The organism is Leisingera sp. ABD4_442, assembly GCF_056160905.1.
In genome coordinates, this window is sequence record NZ_JBSWYB010000040.1 from 19,500 (window position 1) to 39,266 (window position 19,767).

Genomic DNA, 19,767 nt, shown 5'->3' on the forward strand with positions numbered 1-19,767 from the left:
GTCTTGTCCCAAAAGGGGCCGGAGGCGGCAGCGCGTGCCTCCCCCGGCCAGGGGAGAGAGGTTACCAGTTCAGGATCGGTTCCATCGCGGTGCGGAACTCGGCCTTTTCCTGATCCGTGAGCGGGCCGAGCGGTGCGCGGCATTCGCCGACGGGCAGGCCCTGCAGCTCGCAGCCGTATTTGATCTTCTGCACGAACTTGCCGGATTCCAGGATGTTCATGGCGCGGTAGAGCGTTTTCATCATCTCCTTCGCCTTGTCCAGATTGCCCGCCTTGTAGGTGCGGTCCAGATCGCAGCAGGCCTTGGCCATGCAGTTGGACGGGCCGCAGATCCAGCTGTCGGCACCCCAGAACATGAAGTCCAGCGCGATGTCGTCGGAGCCGGAGACCAGCTGGATCTTGCCTTCGTAGCGCGAGGCGATGTCGATCGCGCGCTGCAGCACGCCGGAGCTTTCCTTGATGCCGATGACGCGGGGATTATCGGCGAAATGGTCCATCAGCTCAAAGCTGATGTCGTTGCCGTCCTTCAGCGGGTAGGAGTAGAGCACCAGGTTCACGTCGACTTCGGCCAGCACGGTCTCATAGTGCTTGATCAGCTCTTCCTGGGTCGGACGGGTGTAGAAAGGCGGGGCCAGCAGCACGTTGTCATAGCCGATGTCCTTGGCCATGGCGGTCTGTTCGATCACTTCGCGGGTGGCGGGGGCGTTGGTGCCGACGATCAGGATCTCGTCGTCGTTGGCGAATTCCTTGACGAACAGCAGCACCTGGCGGCGCTCTTCGGTCGATTGGCTGAAATATTCGCCGGTGGAGCCGTTGGGCACCCAGCCGGTGACGCCGGCCTCGCGGAAATGGGTCAGCAGTTTTTCGAAGGCGTTGAAATCAACCTTGCCGTCGGCGCCGAATGGGGTGACCAGGGCGGGCATTACGCCCGAGAGTTTGACGTTGTAGCTCATGAGGAGGTCCTTTTGGTGTTGTAGGGGAGGTAGCCGCGCTGCTCGACTTCGGGGAAAGCGTCGCCGCGGCGGACATAGTTGGTGTTCTGGGTGAGGGCGCGCGGGGTGAAATCCCAGATTTCCTCGCGGCCCGTGGAAAGGGCGTTGTCGATCAACTTGCGTGCGACCTGGCTGGCGATGACGTCGTCCAGCAGGGTGTCGAGCGGCCAGGTCTGTTCGGCCAGCTCAGTCAGGCGGGCCTCGTCTGCGCTGCCCTGGCCTGCCAGATTGACCTGCTCCAGCGGGTCGGCGGCCAGATCGTAGAATTGCGGCGGGTAGGCGCGGGAGATGATCAGCTTCTTGTCGCCGTCGCGGACGCAGACCCGCGGGGCGGAGGTGCCGCCGTCGATATGTTCGGCATAGACGGGTCCGGTCAGGGTCTCACCGCGCAGGGCGGGCATCAGGCTGCGGCCGTCCAAGGGCGTTTTGATGGCGCTGCCGGTGATACCGCCGATGTCCAGCAGGGTCGGGAAGATGTCCAAGAGCGAGGCAGGTGCCGCAACCCGGCCCGGTGCATGCTCCGGATGGGCGAGGATCAGCGGCACCTGGATTGCCGGGTTGAACAGGGTCTTCTTGAACCACATGCCGCGCTCGCCGATCATGTCGCCATGGTCGGAGGCAAAGAGCACCACGGTGTTATCTGCATAGCCGCTGTCCTGCAGCGCCTGCATCAGGCGGCCGAACAGGTCATCGACATATGAGATCATCCCGTAGTAGCCGCGCCGCGCCTTGCGGTAGTCCTGATCGTTCAGTTCACATTTGTCCTGGCCATAGTGGTAGTAGAGCGACTGGCTGTGGGCGTCGCGCTGTTCCACCGGGATATGGGGCACCTGCGGGGCGTCGATGGTCTCTTCTGGATGGCGGTCCCAGTACTCTTGCGTGGTGACGTAGGGGTCATGCGGGTGGGTCAGCGAGACCGTCATCATGAAGGGGCGGGTGTCGTCGCTGCGCGCCCGGGTATAAAGCTCGCGCACTGCGTGGTGGATGACGTCCTCGTCATAGTCGATCTGCATCGAGCGGGCGACAGGGCCTGCATCGCGCACGGTGTCGATGGTGGAGACGCCGAAGGTATAGGCGCGCTCCTCGTCCTTGTTGTAGTCGCGGAAGTCAGCGTCCGGGGTCCAGGACATATCGGCCGGGTAGATCTCGGTGGTGAGGCGTTCTTCGAAGCCGTGGTACTGGTCGGGGCCGACAAAATGCATCTTGCCTGAGATGCTGGTGTAATAGCCGTTTGCCCGCAGGTAGTGGGCAAAGGTCGGGGTGGAGGCGGTGAACTCAGCCCCGTTGTCGAAGGCGCCGATGCGCGAGGGCAGGCGGCCTGCCATCATGCCGAAACGCGACGGCGCGCACAGAGGATAGGGGCAATAGGCGTTCTCGAACACCGTGCCGCGGGCGGCCAGCGCGTCGATGTTGGGGGTCTTGCAGACGGTGCCGCCATAGGCATTCAGCACAAAAGACGTGAGCTGGTCGACCATGAACAGGATGATGTTGGGTTTTGTCATGGTTAGTGTCCCAGGACTTGGCTGAGGAAGGTTTTGGTGCGTTCGTTTTGCGGGTTGTCGAAGAACTGTTCCGGCGTGCCCTGCTCAACGATCTCACCATCGGCCATGAAGATCACCCGGTCGGCGACCTGGCGGGCAAAACCCATCTCATGTGTGACGCAAACCATGGTCATACCCTCCTCGGCCAGAGACACCATCACGTCGAGCACTTCGGAAATCATCTCCGGGTCCAGTGCCGAGGTGGGTTCATCAAACAGCATGATTTCGGGCTTCATGCAGAGGGCACGAGCGATGGCGACGCGCTGCTGCTGGCCGCCGGAAAGTTGGCCGGGGAATTTGTCCGCCTGTTCGGGGATCTTGACCTTGTGCAGGTATTCCATCGCCACCGCCTCGGCTTCGGTGCGGGGCTGCTTGCGCACCAGGATCGGGGCGAGGGTGCAGTTCTCCAGGATGGTCATATGCGGGAACAGGTTGAAGTGCTGGAACACCATGCCGGTCTCGCGGCGAATCTCGTCGATGTGATCGAGGTTGTCGTCCAGCTCGGTGCCCAGCACGTTGATCGAGCCTGCATGATAATCCTCCAGCTTGTTGATGCAGCGGATCAGGGTCGATTTGCCGGAGCCGGAAGGGCCGCAGACGACGATCTTCTCGCCCTTCCGGATGTCTAGGTTGATGTTCTTCAGCGCGTGAAAGGCGCCATAGTATTTGTCCATTTCGGCGATGCGCACGGCGGTGTCGGTTGCGGGCATGGGTTCCTCCCTCAGCGGCTGGCAACGGCCAGGCGGCGTTCCAGATAGGCGCCGTAACGGGACAGCGCGAAGACGAAGACAAAGAAGATGAGCGCAACGAAGCTGTAGACTTCGATATGAGCAAAGCTCCATTCGGCGGTGCCAAAGGCCGCATTGCCCGAGGCCATCACATCAAAGAAGCCGATGATCACGACCAGCGAGGTCTCTTTGAAGGTGATCACGAACTGGTTGATGGTCGGCGGCAGCGCGTTGCGGAAGGCCTGCGGCAGCACGATGTAGCTGATGCGGTGCCAGTAGGACATGCCAAGCGCCTTGGCGGCTTCTTCAAGGCCTGCGGGCAGCGCCTGCATGCCGCCGCGGATGATTTCGGCCTGATAGCAGGCAAAGAACAGCGCGTAGCCGACGATGACGCGGTAGAGCTTGTCGCCGATCAGCCAGCCCGGAAGCACAAAGGGCAGCACGATGGCAAAGGTGAACATGATCGACAGCAAGGGCAGTGAGCGGATGGTGTCGATCACCAGCCCCATGGTGCGGGCGATCCACGGCAGTTCTGAGCGGCGCAGCAGGGCAAAGACGATGGACAGCGGCATGCCGATGATGGCGACGGCGGCAAAAACAAAGATGGTCAGCGACAGTCCACCCCAGCTTTGCGGCGGGATTTCCTTAAGCCCGAAATAGCCGCCCGCCATGAGCACATAGAAGGTGGCGAAGCCTGTGAGCCACAGCACCGGCAGGCGTTTGGCGTTCCAGAACCAGGGGACGCAGGACAGGGCTGTGACCAGCACGATGGCGGCGCAGGCGATGGCAGAGCGCCACTGCTCTTCGAACGGGTAAAGGCCGAACAGGATGAGCCGCCAGCGCGCGTCGATCACCGACCAGCAGGCGCCGGCATCATGGCCGCACAGTTCCTTGTCGGCGGCGCTGAACACTGCGTCCAGCACAGCCCAGTTCAGCAGGCTCCACAGGATCCACAGGGTGATGGCGCCGAAGAGGACCGACATGGCGGTATCCAGGCGGGTGGCAAAATAGCGGGTGCGGATGTGATCCAGCAGGGTGGGGCGGTGGTAGGTCTTGGCCATGGCGTGTGTTCCCTCAGATCCGCAGCTGTGTGCCTTTGAGCTTGATCGCGTCGTTCACGCGATTGAGCACCCAGGCCATGGAGTAGTTGATCAGCAGGTAGCCCCCCATCAGGATCCCGATCAGCTCCAGCGTCTGGCCGGACTGGTTGATCGAGGTGGAGACCACCATGAAGAAGTCCGCGAACCCGATGGCGATGCCGATGGTGGTGGCTTTGAACAGCCAGACGTACTGGTTGATCATCGTCGGCAGCACCACACGGATGGCCAGCGGCAAGCGGATGCGGCTGAAGATCTGCCAGCGGGTGAGGCCCAGGGCATGGCCGGCCTCGCTCTGGCCGCCGGGGATGGCGTTGAAGCCTGCGCGGATGATCTCGGCGATATAGGCGGCGCCGTAGATCGAGATGGCGATGATGCAGGCCAGAAGCTCCGGCGAGATGCGGATACCCTCGCGGTAGTTCAGCCCCTTGAGGTAGGGCATGTTGACCAGCGGAGTGTCCGGCAGGCGGCCGAGCCACATCGACAGGATCCCAAGGATGATGGCACCCAGCCACAGGCTGCGGCGGAGCGTTTTCTTGCGCGCCTTGCCCATCCGCGAGAAGCGGCGCGCGGCACCGAGCCAGAGTGACAGGCCGAAGGCCGCAAGCAGGAATAGGAAGGCGAGAAAGACGGAGCCGCCGGAGACATTCAGGCCAGGCACAAAGATGCCGCGGCCCGTGAGGGCAATGGAGTCCCAGACAAAGGGCGCCTGTTTCGGTTTCGGCAGCCCTATCAGCAGCGCGTACCAGAAGAACAACTGCAAAAGCAGCGGCACGTTGCGGAAGATCTCGACAAATGCAGTGCCCAGCAATTCAGCCATGCCGTTGCCGGAGGTGCGCATGACGCCTGCGGTGACGCCCAGCACGGTGGCCACAGTCAGCCCGATGGCGCCGACAAACATCGAGTTCAGCACGCCGACCAGGATGGCCCGCCAATAGGGGGAGGATGTGGAATAGTCGATCAGGGAGAAGTTGATCTCCCACCCGGTGGCGCGTTCCAGGAAGCCGAAACCGGATGTCAGCCCCTGGGCCTCCAGGTTGGTTTGCGCAGTCAGCACAAAGACCACGATCATGATGAACAAGCCGCCGGTGAATCCGGCCTGCAGCCCGGCGTCGCGCACGGTTTTGCTTCTGAGCAATGCTGTCATTTTCTCTCCCCCCTTTGTTTGATGGGCAGAGCCAGTCGGCTCTGCCCGGGTTCAAACCGGATCAGTCGATGATCATCGGGTAGAAGACGCCGCCCTCGGTATAGAGGGCGTTGATGCCGCGGGGCAGGTTGTAGGGCGATCCGGAGCCGATGTTGCGCTCGTAGATCTCACCGAAATTGCCGACTTCCTTGATCATGTTGTAGGCCCAGTCGTCCTTGAGGCCGAGACGCTCGCCGTAGCCCGGGGTGACGCCCAGGAATTTGCCCACCGTGGTGGAGGGCGGGTTGGCCTTGAACTCGTCGACATTGGCGGAGGTGATGCCCTGCGCCTCGGCATACCAGAGCGAGTTCAGCATCCAGTTCTGAACATCCAGCCAGTCCGGGTCGCCCTCGGGCACGATGATGCCTTCGGCTTCCAGCTCCAGCACGTCCGGCAGGATCACGTGGGCGGAGGGGTCTTCGGCCTCGACCCGGGCGGCGGCCAGGCTGGGCGCCCATTCGATCAGACCGTCGCAACGGCCGCCGAAGTAGGAGGTCCGCACCTCGTCGCCTTTTTCAAAGACGATGATCTCGGCGTCGATATTGTGGCTTTCCAGGTAGGAGGCCAGGACCCGTTCGGTCGAGGTGCCGGCCGAAACGCAGATCGAGCCACCGTCCAGATCCGCCACGCTTTCCGCTTCGGTTTCGGCATGGGCCATCACCTGGAAGGCGCCGATGAAATAGGGGCGGCTGTAGGCCAGGTTCAACTCGGTGTCGCGGCTTTGGGTCCAGCCGGAGACCTTGATCACCACGTCGATGTCGCCCGACTGCAGCGCGGGCCAGCGCTGAGCCCAGCTGATCGGTACGATTTCCAGGTTGCCGTCGGACTGGCCGAACAGGCCCGCCGCCAGCGCCTTGCACAGGTCGATGTCGACGCCTTTCCAAGTGCCCTGATCATCCACCTCGGCAAAGCCCAAGAATGAGCCGTTGTGGCCCGAGCACAAGAGCGAGCCGCGCTCCAGCACTGTATCAAGGCGCCCATCCGCGGCCGCGCCGGATGCTGCAAGCGCCATCACGCCGCCCGCTGCGGTTCCAAACCAATTTTTTATCGTTGCCAAAATTTCCTCCACCATTGTCGACATTTTGTAGACATGATATTTGTCGACACATTGGCGACAAGTCAATAGATTTGTTTCAGGCTCCTTTTCCGCTATCAACGGGAGCACAGAAAACTTTGAAGAGAGGCAGCTTCATGAGCGCCACAACAGCCGCAGGGGCCAAGCAGCCTGCAAAGCAAGCTAGGGGAGGCGGCGCAAAACATGTCTATGATGTTCTCAAGACGGAGATTCTGTCGCTGGACCTGAAGCCGGGAGTGCCGCTGGATGAAACCTCTCTTGCACAGCGGTTTGCGATGTCCCGCTCGCCGATCCGCGAGGCTTTGATCCGTCTGTCCGCAGACGGGTTGGTGGAAATGCTGTCGAACCGGTCAACGCTGGTTGCGCCAGTGAACCTTGCGGATTTCCCGCGCTACGTGGAGGCACTGGATCTCAATCAGCGCATTACGACGCGGTTGGCCGCACAAAATCGCCAAGCCGCGGATCTTGAGCGTATGCGGGAAAGGGCCGCAGCCTTCGATGAAGCCTGCAAAAGCGGCGGCCATCTGAAAATGTCGGCGACGAACAAGGATTTTCACCTGGCTGTGGCCGAAGCCGGCAGAAACCCCTATTTCACGAGGTCGTATGGAATGCTTCTTGATGAAGGCCGGCGAATTCTGCACATGCTGTTCGACTACATTCAGGAGTCGACTGAAGACCAGCTTCTTGGATCTGAGCATCATGAGATGATTGACGCCATCGAGGCACGTGACGTGGAGCGCGCGGATGCACTGGCACATGCGCATACCCGAGGGTTTCACGACCGTTTCAGGCGTTTTATGGGTGCCAACTATATCACCGACATCGAACTGCAGGTCGGCTATTCTGGTTAGGCCGGCACGGTACGGTAAACTCCTGCTGCCTGCAGCCAGATGCTTGCTGAAAAACTCTGGCTTGGAAAGTCGGCTGGGTGTGTCCTCTTTCACAGTTCTCCTTTAGTAGTAGGCGGTGTGCCGATTGTTATCCCAAAAGCCAGCGTTCCTCTGCCAGTGAAGTTTTCTGCTGCTATGCTGAGGGAAGTGGGGATCAAAAGAGCGGCGTAGAACCGCAAGCAGGACGAGAGCGTCACGCATCCGTGGCGAGATGAGCTTCGTATCAGGCAATGATCGTGGCGGAATGTGATCTGCAATTCCCGCATCGCTGAGCCGGTCTGCCGTTGTCTTTGAGGCCGGTAGGGCGCACCGCAGATACTCTGCTGATACCCCATATTCCGCTTCATCGCAGCAAATTGTGGATAGGTTGCCTTGGGATAACCTTGGGTGAATTTCATTCATCAAAGTGTGTAAATAATGGAATTGAGCTAATCTTTTGCTCTTCCTAAGATGCCGCCAAGACGCACATCAACAAGGACGCGCGAATGCGGCGAACACGATCAAAACGTGGAGGCAGACCCTTTGGGTCACAGCTGACCCAGCCGCCCGTGGGCGGCCGCCTTATGCCGCTGGATGACAGCAAGCTTTGGTATATCACAGACACGGCTTTCGACATTCTGGAGCAGATTGGCGTTTCGCAAGCCCCTGAAGACATTCGCGAACTCGCACTAGGTAACGGGGCGCTGGCGCGGGCGGATGGACGGATCACCTTTCCCCGCGCGCTGGTTGAGGACATGATCGCAAAGGCCTGTAAGCGGGTGGAGCTGCCCGGCTTCAATCGCGACCGGGGAATCGAGGCTGGCGGCGGCCGGGTGCACATCGGCACCGGTGGCGCCGCGGTGCAGGTGCTGGATGCAGCGACGCAGACTTTCCGCGATTCAACGCTGCAGGATCTTTACGGGCTGATGCGCATTGTCGACGCCTGCGACAGTATCCACTACAGCCTGCGCCCGGTGGTGGCGCGGGATCTGGAGGACCCGCTGACACTGGACATCAACACCGCCTTCGCGGCGATGAAGGCCACTTCGAAACCGATCGGCACCAGCTTCTTTGAAGCCGCCAATGTGGCGCCGGTGGTGGAGATGCTGGGCGCAGCCCTGGGCGATACCCCCTTTGTGGCGCAGCCGTTCTGCTTTGCCTCGATCTGCCATGTGGTGCCGCCACTGACTCTGGCGGAGGAAGCCTGCGGCGTGATGCGGGAATGTGTGCGGCTGGGGATGCCCTTGCAGATCTGCTCGGCAGCACAGGCCGGCGCCACCAGCCCGGCCTCGCTGGCCGGCGCCCTGGCACAGGGGCTGGCAGAATCGCTGGCAGGGCTGGTGCTGGCCAACATGATGCGCCCCGGCTTTCCCTGCATCCTGGCCTTCATGCCCTTCATCTCGGACCTGCGGACCGGTGCGATGACCGGCGGCTCGGGCGAGGCAGCGGTTGCGAATGCCGCCGCCGCACAGCTGCTCTTGAACCTGGGTCTGCCGTCGACCGTTTCGGCCGGAATGACCGATGCCAAGACCGCGGATGCGCAGTCGGGCTATGAAAAAGGCTACACCATCGCGCTGGCGGCCCAGGGCGGTGCCGACATGATCAACCTCTCGGTTGGCATGCTCGGCTCAATCATGGCCGCCAGCAAGGAGGCGCTGGTGATCGACAACGACATGTGCGGCGCGATCCTGCGCTCGGTGCGCGGGGTGGAGATGTTCGACAGCGCCATCGATCTGGACATGATGGAGCAGGTGGTGACGGGCGAGGGCCATTACCTCGGCACCGCGCAAACCCTGGAGCTGATGACATCGGAGTATGTCTATCCCCAGCTCGGCGACCGCCAAAGCGTGAACGACTGGCTGGAAAGCGGCGCGCTGACGGTTTGGGACCGAGCGGTGGCCCGTGTGGCCGAGATCGAAGCCCAGCCCGTACCGGACCATTTGCCTGCCGACATCGAGGCCGCCATCCGCGCGCGCCTGCCCATTCATCTGCCCGAGACCCTGAAAGCGTGACCTCATGAAGACCCAAGCCAAAGTTGTGATCATCGGCGGTGGCGCTGTTGGCGTGTCGACCCTCTACCACCTGGCCAAGGCGGGCGTGACCGACACGCTCTTGATCGAAAAGAACGAGCTGACCTCGGGCTCCACCTGGCATGCGGCGGGCAATATTCCGACCTATGCCAATAGCTGGGGCGGCATGCGCGCGGGCAATTACGCCTGGCGGCTTTACAAGGATCTGGCCGGGGAGGTGGATTACCCGATCACCTACCGCCACACCGGCGCCTTCTGGCCTGCCCACACAGAGGAGCGGATGGATCTTTTCCGGCACCTGGTGGGGATCTCCAAGGGGCTAAGCTATGAGATGCGGATGCTGACCCCGTCTGAAATGGACGCTATGCATCCCTATTTCAGCTCTGGCGACAGCATCATCGGCGGCATCTATGACCCTTATGAGGGCGATGTGGACCCCTCGCAGCTCACCCAGGCGCTGGCCAAGGGCGCGCGGGATCAGGGCGCGGCGATCCAGCGGTTCACCAAGGTCACCGGCATCAGACGCCGCGCATCCGGCGAGTGGGAGGTGGAGACAGACAAGGGCAATGTGCGCTGCGACATCGTGATCAACGCAGGCGGCTACTATGGCCGCCAGGTCGGTGAGATGGTTGGGCAAAAGCTGCCCGTCGTTACGCTGGAGCATCAGTATCTGGTCACCGACAGCCTGGCGGAGCTGGAAGCAAACCCCGAAAACTTCCCGCTCGTGCGCGATCCCGACATCATGTACTATCTGCGCCGCGAGCGGAACGGGCTGCTCTTGGGCTCCTACGGGCACGAAGGCCGCCCCGCCTGGCTGGACGGGATGCCGGATTGCTTTGCCAACCAGCTTTACCCCGACAGCGTGGATGATATCGCCGAGATCCTGGAGGCGGCGCTGGCGCATGTGCCGCTCTTGGGCGAGGCGGGTGTCAGCCGTTTCGTGAACGGCCCGATCCCCTACAGCCCGGATGGCGCGCCCTTGTGCGGCCCGGCCTTCGGCTTGCCGAACTTCTACCACGCCTGCTGCTTCCCGGTGGGCATCACCCATTCGGCGGCGGCGGCGAAGACGCTGACCGAATGGATCACCGGAGGCGAGCCTGAATGGGACATGTCGATGTGGGACCCGCGCCGGTTCGGCGAGGAATGGGCGACGTTTGACTACACGGTGAAACGCTCCAGCGAGCTTTATGAAAACCAGTATGCGATCCCCTATCCGCACCGTCTGTGGAAATCGGGTCGTCCGGTGCAGACCACACCGCTTTATGAGACGCTAAAGGGCAAAGGCGCGGTGTTCGGCCAGGTCGCGGGCTGGGAACGGGCGTTCTGGTTTGAAACCGATGCCATCAAGGACGATGGCAAGCTCAGCTTCCATCACGAAGCCTGGCATGATGCGGTAAAGGCCGAATGCGAAGGCGTGCGCGACAATGTGGGCGTGATGGATCACGGCGGCTTCACCCGCTACGAGGTCGAAGGCCCCAAGGCGACTGAGTTCCTGAACCATGTGTTCTGCGGTGCGATGCCGAAGGTGGGCCGGGTCAAGCTCAGCTACATGCTGACGCCCAAGGGCAAGCTCTGGTCCGAGGCCACCATCGCCCGGCTGGAGGAGAACAAATACCTCTTGTGCGGCCCGACGCTGGCGGACCAGCGCGACCACGACTGGATGTCGCAATTCCTGCCGGAAGAGGGCGTGACCCTGCGGCGCGGCTCGGAGTTTGACGCGGCGCTGATGGTGATGGGGCCGAAGTCCCGCGATGTGCTGCAGCCGTTGACCCAGGATGACCTCTCGAAAGAGGCAGCGCCTTGGATGTCGGTGCGTGGGATCACCATTGCCGGCGCGCCGGCGGTTGCGCTGCGGGTCTCTTATGTGGGCGAACTGGGCTGGGAGCTGCACATGCGCTCGGCCGATCTGGTGACAGTCTACAGCGCCATCATGGAGCAGGGCGCGGACAAGGGCATGGTGGAGTTCGGCTCTTATGCCTTGAATGCGATGCGGATCGAGAAGGGATACCACGGCTGGGGGTCGGATTTTGGCATCGAATACACGGCCTTTGATGCGGGGCTGGACCGGTTTGTCAGCAAAAAGAAAGACAGTTTCGTTGGCCGCGATGCGTTTATGGCCCAGGCCGAGCAGGCGAAGGGCTACCACTTCACCGCCTTTGTCCTGGAGGGCCACGGCGCGGATGCTCTGTCCTCGGACCCGATCTGCCGCGATGGCAGGCCGGTGGGCTATGTCAGCTCCGGCGGCACCGGCTTCCGCATCGGCAAGCGGATTGCGCTTGGGTATCTGACGGTTGCCGCGCAGCCGGGCGAGGTCTTTGACATTGAAGTGCTGGGCCAGCCGGTAAAGGCAACGGTTGCCACGGTGCCGTTCTACGATCCCGAAAACGACCGGCTGCGGGGGTAAGGAGATGGCAAAGCCCCTTCCCACGGACGTGCAGGTCGCCATTGTCGGCGGCGGCATTGTTGGCTGTGCAACGGCCTACCACCTGGCCAAGGCTGGCTGGCCAGTGGCGCTGTTCGAGCGCAAGAAACTGACCTCCGGCACCACCTGGCACGCGGCCGGGCTGGTCAGCGAGACCCAGGGCGTGCCGGTGATGACGGCGCTGGCAAAGTATGGCCTCGACCTGATGGAGAGCCTGGAGGATGAAACCGGCCAGAACACCGGCTTCAAGCGCAACGGGTCGATGACGCTGGCGCTGACGGATGCGCGGATGGAGGAGCTGCGGCGCAAGGTGGATTATGCCCGCGGCTGCGGCATCCGCGCGGAAGAAATCAGCACGGGCGAAGCGCTGGAGCGTTGGCCGCTCTTGTCTGCCCACGACGCCAAGGGCGCCTTCTGGTTCCCCGGCGACGGCTATACCAACCCGATCGACACCACCATGGCGCTGGCCAAGGGCGCCCGGATGAACGGCGCGCAGATTTTCGAGGACACCAAGGTCGAACATGTGGTGATCGAAGGCGGCCGTGCCGTAGGCGTGGAAACTGCGCAAGGGCTGGTGCGGGCCGAGCATGTGGTCAATGCCACCGGCATGTGGGCACGCGAGTTCGGGCTGAGCCACGGCGTGCAGGTGCCGCTGCATTACACCAACCATTACTATGTGGTGACCGACCCCATCGAAGGCGTCACCGGCGATCTGCCGGTGCTGCGGGTGATGGATGAATACGCCTATTACAAGGAAGACGCAGGCAAGCTGCTGATCGGCTGCTCGGAACCGAACGCCGCCCCCTGGCTGCCCGAAGGCGGCCTGCCGGAGGCTTTCGAGTTCGACGAGCTGCCCTGCGACGAAGAGCACCTCTATCCGGTGCTCGAAGCAGCAATGGCACGGGTCCCGGCGCTGGCGGAGTCGGGCATCCGCAAATTCTTCAACGGGCCGGAGTGTTTTACCCCGGACGCCAAGCACTACCTTGGACCGGTCACGGAGGTGAAGGGGCTGTGGGTGGCCGCCGGTTTCAACTCCACCGGCATCCAGAACGGCCCCGGTGCGGGCAGGGCGCTTGCGGAATGGATCATGGCCGGACATATGACCATGGATCTGACGGATGTGGACAGCCGCCGGATTGTGCCGGGTCTGAACGCCCGCAGCTATACGGCTGCCAAGGCGGCGGAAACGCTGAGCCACGCCTATGCGATGCACTGGCCCTATCTGCACAAGACCGAAGCCCGCGGGCTGCGGCGCACGCCCTACTATGGTCACCTCAAGGCCGCCGGAGCCCAGTTCGCCAGCGCCAATGGCTGGGAGCGGCCGCTGTATTACGGGCGCGGAATGACCGATGGTTTCGGGCGGGAGCCTTGGTTTGACGACTGGAAAGCCGAACATGAGGCCCTGCGCAACGACCTCGGCATGATCGACCTGACCTTTGGCCGCTTCATCGTGGACGGGCAGGGGGCCGAGGCGCAGATGCAGCGCCTGTGCGGGGCCAATATGGCGGTGGCGCCGGGGGCGCTGGTCTATACCCATATGTTCAACGCGCAGGGCGGGATCGAGGCGGATGTGACCGTCGCCCAGCTGTCCGCAAGCCGGTACCTGGTGATGGCGTCGGCCGGGGCGGAGCCGCAGACCGGAAGCTGGCTGAAGACGCAGCTGGAGGGGACCGGTGTCAGCGTGGTCAACGTGACCTCCTCCGAGGCAACGCTGGCGGTGATGGGCCCGCGCGCGCGGGACTTCCTGCAAGGGCTGAGCGGCGCGGATCTGTCGGACGGGGCCTTTCCCTTTGGCAGCTTCCAGGACCTGCACATCGGCCATTGCCCGGTCAGGGCGCAGCGGATCACCTATGTGGGCGAGCTGGGCTGGGAGCTGCATGTGCCGGCGGAGTTTGCGCAGGCAGTGTTCGAGGCGGTGATGGCCGCCGAGGGTGCGCCGCGGCTCTGCGGCGGCATGGCGGTGGACAGCTGCCGGATCGAGAAGGGCTTCCGCCATTGGGGGTACGACATCGGGCCTTTCGACGGCCCGGTGGAAAGCGGCCTGGGTTTTGCTTGCGATTTCACCACCGGGTTCACCGGCAAGGCGGCGATCGAGGCCAAGCGTGCGCAAGGTGCTGCCAACCGCCTGCTGTGCTTCCGGCTGGAGGATCCGGAGGCGCTGGTCTTTGGCAAGGAACCCATTCTGCGGAACGGCGAGGTAGTGGGGCGGCTGACCTCGGCCAGCTATGGCTGGACGGTTGGCGGGGCCGTGGGGCTGGGATACGTGGCAAGGCCCGGCGGCGCGGCGCTGAAGTCGCTGGAAGGCGGGGACTATCTGATCCTGGTGTCGGGAAAACCCGTGGCCGCCGCGGCCAGCCTGCGGCCGTTTTACGATCCCGGCAACAAGCGGATGCAGGGGTAAGGCTGAAACGGCGTTTCCAGGGATGTGCCTGCCCATCGGACCTTAGGTCACGTGGAAGCCTGCGTCCGGCAGGGCGCACCATTCCGACAGCAGCTCCGCGACCTGGCGGATCGGGTCGCCGTCTTCCATGTCCTCGCTGCGCAGCGCGGCGCGCCAGGGTACGTTGATGCCCTCGGCGGTGACCCGGGCGCCGACGATGCGGCCTTCGTTCAAAGCCGCCTGCAGCGCCCAGCTGGACAGCACGCTGGTGCCGAGATCTGAGGCGACCAGCTCAATGATCGCCTCGGGCAGCTCGACCGTGGCGGCCCATTTCGGGTAGGTCTCGGTCGGGCGGAACAGGCGGGCGAACTCGCGGTCGGGTTCGGGTACTTTGGTGTAGGTGATGAAGGGCTCGCCGACGATGTCGCTGCCCTCCACATGGTCCCGCCCCGCCAGCCGGTGGCCGGGGGCGGTGATGTAGAGCAGCGGGTCCTCGAACAGCGGCAGGCTGGTGAGGCCGGCCTGGCTGACGGCACCCGAAATCACCGCGATGTCGATATGGCGGTTTAGCACGCCGGACAGGGGATCGCTGCGGGCGCCGGCCATGATCTGCAGGTCGATGCCGTCGGCGCGGGATTTCAGGAACTTGATGAAAGCGGGCAGCCAGCGGTAGTTGCTGTAGGCCTCGACCGAGAGCCGCACCACGTGCTGCACCCCGGCATTCATCCGCCGCACGTCTTCCTCGGCGCGGCTGAGATCCGAAAGGATGCGCTCGGCCACAACCGCCATGTAGTCGGCCGCAGGCGTCTTGCGCAGCTTCTTGTGCAGGCGGGTGTAGAGCGGCACATCCAACCGCCGTTCCGCCTCGCGCAACCGGTGCGACAGCGCCGAAGGTGTCACCCCCAGGATCTTGGCGGCATCGGTGATCCGGCCGGTTTGGTTGATTGCCTGGATCAGCTGCAGGTGGCGCAGGTCGAGGAGCGGTTTCATGGGATTTTGCCTGAAATTGATTCACTAAAATGAGAAAACTTCGAGATTGGTACTCAGTCAAGATGGCGCTGAAATCGCCGCAAGGATTTGCTTTGGAGCCAGACATGAACGCCGACGCCAAACGCTCGATCGAGCAGGACAAAGCCCACCACGTGCACCCGCAGTCGAACCTGCGCCAGCATGCGGAGAACGGGCCGACGATGATCACCTACGGCAAGGGCGTGTACATCTATGACAGCGAGGGGCGCGAGATCATCGATGGGTTCTCGGGCCTGGGCTGCGTGTCGCTAGGCTATCACAACGAGCGCCTGGCCAATGCCGCGGTGCGCCAGATGAACACGCTGCCGTTTGCGCCGACCTTTTACAACCGGTCGCATCTGAAAGTGGCAGAACTGGGCGAGCGGCTGACCGCGATGGCGCCGAACGGCATGACCCGGGCGATGTTCCAATGCTCAGGATCTGAGGCCAATGACACCGCGATCAAGCTGTTGTGGTACACCAACACCGCCAAAGGCGAGCCGGAGCGCCGCAAGGTGATCGGCCGGGTGCGCGGCTACCACGGCAATACGGTGGCCACAGTGTCGCTGTCGGGCCAGCCGCATATGCACGCCAAGTTCGGCCTGCCGCTGCCGGAGTTCAAGCACACCGAACTGCCGAACTACTACCGCTTCCACATCGACGGCGAGAGCGAGCAGGAGTTCTCGGCCCGGATGGCGGCCAAGTTCGAGGAGCTGATCCTGTCGGAAGGCCCGGAAACCATTGCCGCCTTCTTTGCCGAGCCTGCAATCTCGGGCGGCGGCGCGCTGATGCCGCCGGAGGGCTACTGGCGCGAGATGCAGGCGGTGCTGCGCAAATATGATATCAAGCTCCTGGCAGACGAGGTGGTCTGCGGCTTCGGGCGCACCGGCAACATGTGGGGCTCGGAGACCTGGGGCATGAAACCCGACATGGTGACCTGCGCCAAGGCGCTGTCGGCGGCCTTCTTCCCGGTCTCGGCGCTGATGTTCAAGGACGATATGTATGCCGATATGATGAAGAACTCCGACGAGGTGGGCGTCTTCGGCCACGGCTATACCTATGCAGGCCACCCGGTCGGCGCCGCTGTCAGCCTGGAGGCGCTGGACATCTATGACGAGATCGACCTGGTTGGCCATGTGCGCAAGGTGAGCGACCGGTTCCTCAGCCGCTGCCACGCGATGGCGGATCATCCGCTGGTCGCGGAAGTGCGCGGCACCGGGCTGTTCTGCGGCTTTGAACTGATGAAGGATGGAGGGGCGCGCGAGCCGTTTGATCCGTCCTGGAAAGTGGGCGAGCTGGTGCAGAACTTTGCCCATGACCGCGGGCTGTACCTGCGGGCGATCGGCGACCGGATGAGCTTCATGCCGCCGCTGATCATCAACGAGGACGAGATTGAGATTGCCACCGAGCGGTTCAAGGGCGCGCTGGATGACGCCTGGGCCGTGGTCAAGGCAAAGATGTAAGGAAGGCGAAAATGGCGGAACTGCTGGAACCAAAGCTGCCCCAAGCGGGGCTGGCCGGGTGCTATATCAACGGCGCCTGGCACTGGCCTGAAAGCGGTGAAACGCTGGCGGTCGAGAACCCTTCCCGCCGCGCGGCTATCTGCGAGGTAGGACGCGGCACGGCACGCGAGGTCGATTTGGCCGCCTGGGCCGCCCGTGCCGCTCTGCCGGCCTGGCGCTCCCTGGCGGCTGCCGAACGCGGCAAGCTGCTCGCGGAACTCGGGCGCCGGCTGGAGGAGAACGCCGAAGAGGTGGCCCGGGTGCTGGCGGCCGAGAGCGGCAATGCGATCAAGACCCAGTCGCGCGGCGAGGCGATGGGCGCGGCGGGCGTGCTGAAATACTACGGCGGCGTGGCGGTGGAGCAAAAGGGCGAGACGCTGCCGCTGGGGCCGGGCTTGCTCAGCTACTCGACCCGCGAGCCGCATGGAGTGGTGGGCTCGATCATCCCCTGGAACTCGCCCTTGCAGCTGGGCGCGGTGAAGATCTCGATGGCGCTGGCCACCGGCAACTGCCTGGTACTGAAACCCGCGGAAGACGCGCCGCTGGCGATCCTGAAGCTGGCCGAGCTGGCCGACGGGCTGTTCCCCCCGGGCGTGTTCAACGTGGTGACCGGCCTGGGCGAGGAAGCAGGAGCTGCGCTGGCCAGCCATCCTGGCATCGACAAGGTGTCCTTCACCGGCTCGTCGGAAGTGGGCAAGCTGATTGGCAAGGCCACTGCCGACCGCATCGCCAAACTGACGCTGGAACTGGGCGGCAAATCCCCGACGATTGTCTTCCCCGATGCCATTGCCAATGGCCGGCTGGACAGCTGCGCGCAGCAGGTCGCCAATGCCATGCGCTTTGCCCGCCAGGGGCAGAGCTGCACCGCCGGCTCGCGGCTGTTTGTGCACAAGGACATCTGGGACGTGCTGATGCCAAAGGTGGCCGAGAAATCCGCGGCGCTTAAAGTGGGCGATGCTCTGGACCCGGATGCGGACATGGGCGCGGTTGTGAATGCCGAGCGCTATGGCGAGATCCGCGGCTTTGTGGCGGAAGCCGAGGCGCAAGGCGCCGAATTCCTGATCGGCGAAACCCCGGCGGAGGATCCGGCTGGCTTCTGCCCGAACCCGACCATTATCACCGGTGTCGACAACAGCTGGCGGATCGCCCGCGAAGAGGTGTTCGGCCCGGTCATGGTGGCGATCCCGTTTGAGACCGAGGCAGAGGTCATCGCGATGGCCAACGACACCCATTACGGGCTGGCGGCCTTCCTCTTTACCCATGATGTCAGCCGGATCACCCGCCTCACGCGTGCCATCGATGCGGGCTGGATCCAGGTGAACCAGGGCGGCGGCCAGATCCCGGGCATGTCCTATGGCGGCACCAAACAGTCGGGCATGGGCAGCGAATACTCGATCGAAGGTGCGCTGGAGGCCTATACCTATCGCAAGTGCGTCACCATCAATATCGAGGCGGATGCATGAGCGTTGACCGGTTCGGCAACCTGATCGACCCGGGCGTGGGCTATGCCCGGGGGTCTCTGCTGGCAGGCTCGGCCGATGAAGTGCGCCGCCTGGCCCAGGCGGGCCGGGTGGCGGCGGGGTTTGTGGCGCGGGAGGGAATCGAAAAGATCGCCATCTGCACCGGCAACCTGCGGTTCTACCCGGCCGCGCCCGAGGATCTGGGCGTTCTTTGCGAGGAGTGGGTCGGTCCGGGGCTGTTTGGCGAGGAGCTGCGGCAGGCGGCGATCAGCCACCTGGGCGGCAGCGGCAGTGAGGCGGCCGCGGTGGTGAACCGCACCAGTGCGGGCATCGTCGCCATTGTTCTGGCCCATGCAGGCGGCAAGCCGGTGCTGTCGCTGGTGCCTGAAGGCGACCGCAGCCATGCCTCGGTGACGCGCGGCGCCAGGCTGGCCAATGTGGCGGTGAAGGAAGTTCATGATCTGGCGGGCGTTGAATCGGCGCTGGCGGCGGAGGCGCCGGCACTGATGGTGATCACCCCGGTCACCTCCGAGCTGGCGATGCTGCCGGATGAGCTGATCCGCGCCGCCGCCGCTGCGGGCAAGGCGGCGGGCTGCGTGGTGTTCATGGATGATGCCTATGGCGCCCGGTTCCGGCCTGTCCTGCATGGCGGCGACGCCTCGCTCACGTTCGGCGCCGATCTGGTCATTACCAATGCCGACAAGGCGGGGCTGTCGGGGCCGCGTGCCGGTGTCCTTTGCGGCGATCCCGCCGTGTTGGTGCCGGTGCAGGCCAAGGCCAGCGAGCTGGGCATGGAGGCGCGCGCGCCAGTGGCCGTAGGAGCTATGCGCAGTCTGCAAGGCTTCACCCCCGATCTGCTGATCCAGGAGGCGCAGGACGGTCAGGATCTGGCGGCGGCGCTGGAGGCGGCGCTTGGCACAGAGCGGGTCAGCCGCTCGGCGCTGGGGCCGAAGATCGGCGAAGAAGATGCAATGGAGATCGTGCTGGAGATGGCGGGCAAGTCCTCTGCCGCTTGGGTGCCTGCCGAGGTCACCGCCGCCGCGGGTATGCTGATGCTGCGTGAAAAGGGCATTGTCACCGTCAATACCCATGGTCAGCCCGGCGGCCGGGTCTCGATCCGGCTGAAGCCGACGTCCGGCGCGGTGGCGCGGGCAGGTGGGGCTGCGGTGGTGGCAGAGTGCCTGGTTTCGGCACTGAAGGAAACCGCAGCGCATCTGGACGATGGGGATTGGTTTGCAAACCTGCTGTTCGGGGAGGGGTAAGTGCAGGTTTTGAAGAGAGCCAACACCCGGCTGCAGGCCGGGCTGGGGGGGTCAGCCCACCCCCCGGGGAGGAAAAAAAAACAAAAAAAACAAAAAAGAGAAAAAAAAAAAAAAAAAAAAAAAGAGAAGAAGGGAGAAGGGAGGGAAGAAAGAAAAGAAGAGAAAGAAGGGAAAGAGGAAAAAAGGAAAAGAAGAAAAAAAGGCGACACCATACCC

At 63.4% G+C, this 19,767-nt stretch carries 16 protein-coding genes; 8 read left to right on the forward strand and 8 right to left on the reverse strand.

Annotated features, from left to right (window positions below):
- Positions 1–61: 61 nt before the first annotated feature.
- The 6 genes from dapA to ACXAHG_RS20440 all read right to left on the reverse strand — a co-directional run bounded on the left by dapA (position 62) and on the right by ACXAHG_RS20440 (position 6,555).
- Positions 62–952: a 4-hydroxy-tetrahydrodipicolinate synthase gene (gene dapA, locus ACXAHG_RS20415; RefSeq protein ID WP_475060263.1), complete on the reverse strand. Its 891-nt coding sequence runs from the start codon at positions 950–952 to the stop codon at positions 62–64.
- The gene (gene betC / locus ACXAHG_RS20420) at positions 949–2,493 is read right to left on the reverse strand and encodes a choline-sulfatase (protein ID WP_475060266.1); all 1,545 of its coding nucleotides are present in this window, start codon (positions 2,491–2,493) and stop codon (positions 949–951) included. Before betC ends, dapA begins: the two co-directional genes overlap by 4 nt.
- Before the next feature lie 2 nt (positions 2,494–2,495).
- Positions 2,496–3,242, reverse strand: coding sequence for an amino acid ABC transporter ATP-binding protein (locus ACXAHG_RS20425; RefSeq protein ID WP_475039362.1), 747 nt, complete (start codon positions 3,240–3,242; stop codon positions 2,496–2,498).
- Between the two features lie 11 nt (positions 3,243–3,253).
- Positions 3,254–4,321, reverse strand: a complete 1,068-nt coding sequence (locus tag ACXAHG_RS20430; protein WP_475039361.1) for an amino acid ABC transporter permease — start codon at positions 4,319–4,321, stop codon at positions 3,254–3,256.
- 13 nt (positions 4,322–4,334) lie between these two features.
- On the reverse strand, positions 4,335–5,504 hold the full coding sequence (locus tag ACXAHG_RS20435; RefSeq protein ID WP_475039359.1) for an amino acid ABC transporter permease: 1,170 nt from the start codon (positions 5,502–5,504) through the stop codon (positions 4,335–4,337).
- Between the two features lie 61 nt (positions 5,505–5,565).
- Positions 5,566–6,555 (reverse strand): transporter substrate-binding domain-containing protein, encoded by a 990-nt coding sequence (locus ACXAHG_RS20440; RefSeq protein WP_475060268.1) that lies wholly within the window; start codon positions 6,553–6,555, stop codon positions 5,566–5,568.
- Positions 6,556–6,734: 179 nt separating this feature from the next.
- Here ACXAHG_RS20440 and ACXAHG_RS20445 point away from each other — a divergent pair, with 179 nt between their 5' ends.
- Positions 6,735–7,469, forward strand: a complete 735-nt coding sequence (locus tag ACXAHG_RS20445; RefSeq protein ID WP_475060271.1) for a GntR family transcriptional regulator — start codon at positions 6,735–6,737, stop codon at positions 7,467–7,469.
- Between the two features lie 89 nt (positions 7,470–7,558).
- On the opposite strand, the gene ACXAHG_RS20450 is transcribed toward ACXAHG_RS20445, so the two are convergent.
- Positions 7,559–7,906: a hypothetical protein gene (locus ACXAHG_RS20450; RefSeq protein ID WP_475060273.1), complete on the reverse strand. Its 348-nt coding sequence runs from the start codon at positions 7,904–7,906 to the stop codon at positions 7,559–7,561.
- Between the two features lie 87 nt (positions 7,907–7,993).
- On the opposite strand from ACXAHG_RS20450, the gene ACXAHG_RS20455 reads away from it, so the two are divergent.
- The 3 genes from ACXAHG_RS20455 to ACXAHG_RS20465 are packed head-to-tail and all read left to right on the forward strand — an operon-like array spanning position 7,994 to position 14,340.
- Entirely contained in the window at positions 7,994–9,499 is a 1,506-nt protein-coding gene (locus ACXAHG_RS20455; RefSeq protein ID WP_475060275.1) for a trimethylamine methyltransferase family protein, read from the forward strand.
- Between the two features lie 4 nt (positions 9,500–9,503).
- Positions 9,504–11,921, forward strand: coding sequence for a GcvT family protein (locus ACXAHG_RS20460; protein WP_475060277.1), 2,418 nt, complete (start codon positions 9,504–9,506; stop codon positions 11,919–11,921).
- 4 nt (positions 11,922–11,925) lie between these two features.
- On the forward strand, positions 11,926–14,340 hold the full coding sequence (locus ACXAHG_RS20465; protein ID WP_475039351.1) for a GcvT family protein: 2,415 nt from the start codon (positions 11,926–11,928) through the stop codon (positions 14,338–14,340).
- 42 nt (positions 14,341–14,382) lie between these two features.
- Here the strand turns inward: ACXAHG_RS20465 and ACXAHG_RS20470 are convergent, their stop codons facing one another.
- Entirely contained in the window at positions 14,383–15,309 is a 927-nt protein-coding gene (locus ACXAHG_RS20470) for a LysR family transcriptional regulator (RefSeq protein ID WP_475039349.1), read from the reverse strand.
- Between the two features lie 29 nt (positions 15,310–15,338).
- On the opposite strand from ACXAHG_RS20470, the gene ACXAHG_RS20475 reads away from it, so the two are divergent.
- The 4 genes from ACXAHG_RS20475 to ACXAHG_RS20490 form a co-directional block, all read left to right on the forward strand.
- Positions 15,339–16,790 (forward strand): aminotransferase, encoded by a 1,452-nt coding sequence (locus tag ACXAHG_RS20475; RefSeq protein ID WP_475060280.1) that lies wholly within the window; start codon positions 15,339–15,341, stop codon positions 16,788–16,790.
- A gap of 11 nt (positions 16,791–16,801) precedes the next feature.
- Positions 16,802–18,292, forward strand: coding sequence for an aldehyde dehydrogenase family protein (locus tag ACXAHG_RS20480; RefSeq protein WP_475060282.1), 1,491 nt, complete (start codon positions 16,802–16,804; stop codon positions 18,290–18,292).
- The gene (locus ACXAHG_RS20485; RefSeq protein ID WP_475060284.1) at positions 18,289–19,551 is read left to right on the forward strand and encodes a PLP-dependent aminotransferase family protein; all 1,263 of its coding nucleotides are present in this window, start codon (positions 18,289–18,291) and stop codon (positions 19,549–19,551) included. Before ACXAHG_RS20480 ends, ACXAHG_RS20485 begins: the two co-directional genes overlap by 4 nt.
- On the forward strand, positions 19,552–19,767 hold a 216-nt coding region (locus tag ACXAHG_RS20490; RefSeq protein ID WP_475060287.1), incomplete at its 3' end, for a hypothetical protein.

Excerpts from the sequence above, each read along its gene's own strand:
- ACXAHG_RS20425 (WP_475039362.1), bottom strand. The coding sequence starts at position 3,242 with ATGCCCGCAACCGACACCGCCGTGCGCATCGCCGAAATGGACAAATAC.
- ACXAHG_RS20440 (WP_475060268.1), bottom strand. The coding sequence starts at position 6,555 with ATGGCGCTTGCAGCATCCGGCGCGGCCGCGGATGGGCGCCTTGATACA.
- ACXAHG_RS20445 (WP_475060271.1), top strand. The coding sequence starts at position 6,735 with ATGAGCGCCACAACAGCCGCAGGGGCCAAGCAGCCTGCAAAGCAAGCT.
- ACXAHG_RS20455 (WP_475060275.1), top strand. The coding sequence starts at position 7,994 with ATGCGGCGAACACGATCAAAACGTGGAGGCAGACCCTTTGGGTCACAG.
- ACXAHG_RS20465 (WP_475039351.1), top strand. The coding sequence starts at position 11,926 with ATGGCAAAGCCCCTTCCCACGGACGTGCAGGTCGCCATTGTCGGCGGC.
- ACXAHG_RS20485 (WP_475060284.1), top strand. The coding sequence starts at position 18,289 with ATGAGCGTTGACCGGTTCGGCAACCTGATCGACCCGGGCGTGGGCTAT.
- ACXAHG_RS20435 (WP_475039359.1), bottom strand. The coding sequence starts at position 5,504 with ATGACAGCATTGCTCAGAAGCAAAACCGTGCGCGACGCCGGGCTGCAG.
- ACXAHG_RS20470 (WP_475039349.1), bottom strand. The coding sequence starts at position 15,309 with ATGAAACCGCTCCTCGACCTGCGCCACCTGCAGCTGATCCAGGCAATC.
- ACXAHG_RS20475 (WP_475060280.1), top strand. The coding sequence starts at position 15,339 with ATGAGAAAACTTCGAGATTGGTACTCAGTCAAGATGGCGCTGAAATCG.
- ACXAHG_RS20480 (WP_475060282.1), top strand. The coding sequence starts at position 16,802 with ATGGCGGAACTGCTGGAACCAAAGCTGCCCCAAGCGGGGCTGGCCGGG.
- betC (WP_475060266.1), bottom strand. The coding sequence starts at position 2,493 with ATGACAAAACCCAACATCATCCTGTTCATGGTCGACCAGCTCACGTCT.
- ACXAHG_RS20450 (WP_475060273.1), bottom strand. The coding sequence starts at position 7,906 with ATGAAATTCACCCAAGGTTATCCCAAGGCAACCTATCCACAATTTGCT.
- ACXAHG_RS20430 (WP_475039361.1), bottom strand. The coding sequence starts at position 4,321 with ATGGCCAAGACCTACCACCGCCCCACCCTGCTGGATCACATCCGCACC.
- dapA (WP_475060263.1), bottom strand. The coding sequence starts at position 952 with ATGAGCTACAACGTCAAACTCTCGGGCGTAATGCCCGCCCTGGTCACC.
- ACXAHG_RS20460 (WP_475060277.1), top strand. The coding sequence starts at position 9,504 with ATGAAGACCCAAGCCAAAGTTGTGATCATCGGCGGTGGCGCTGTTGGC.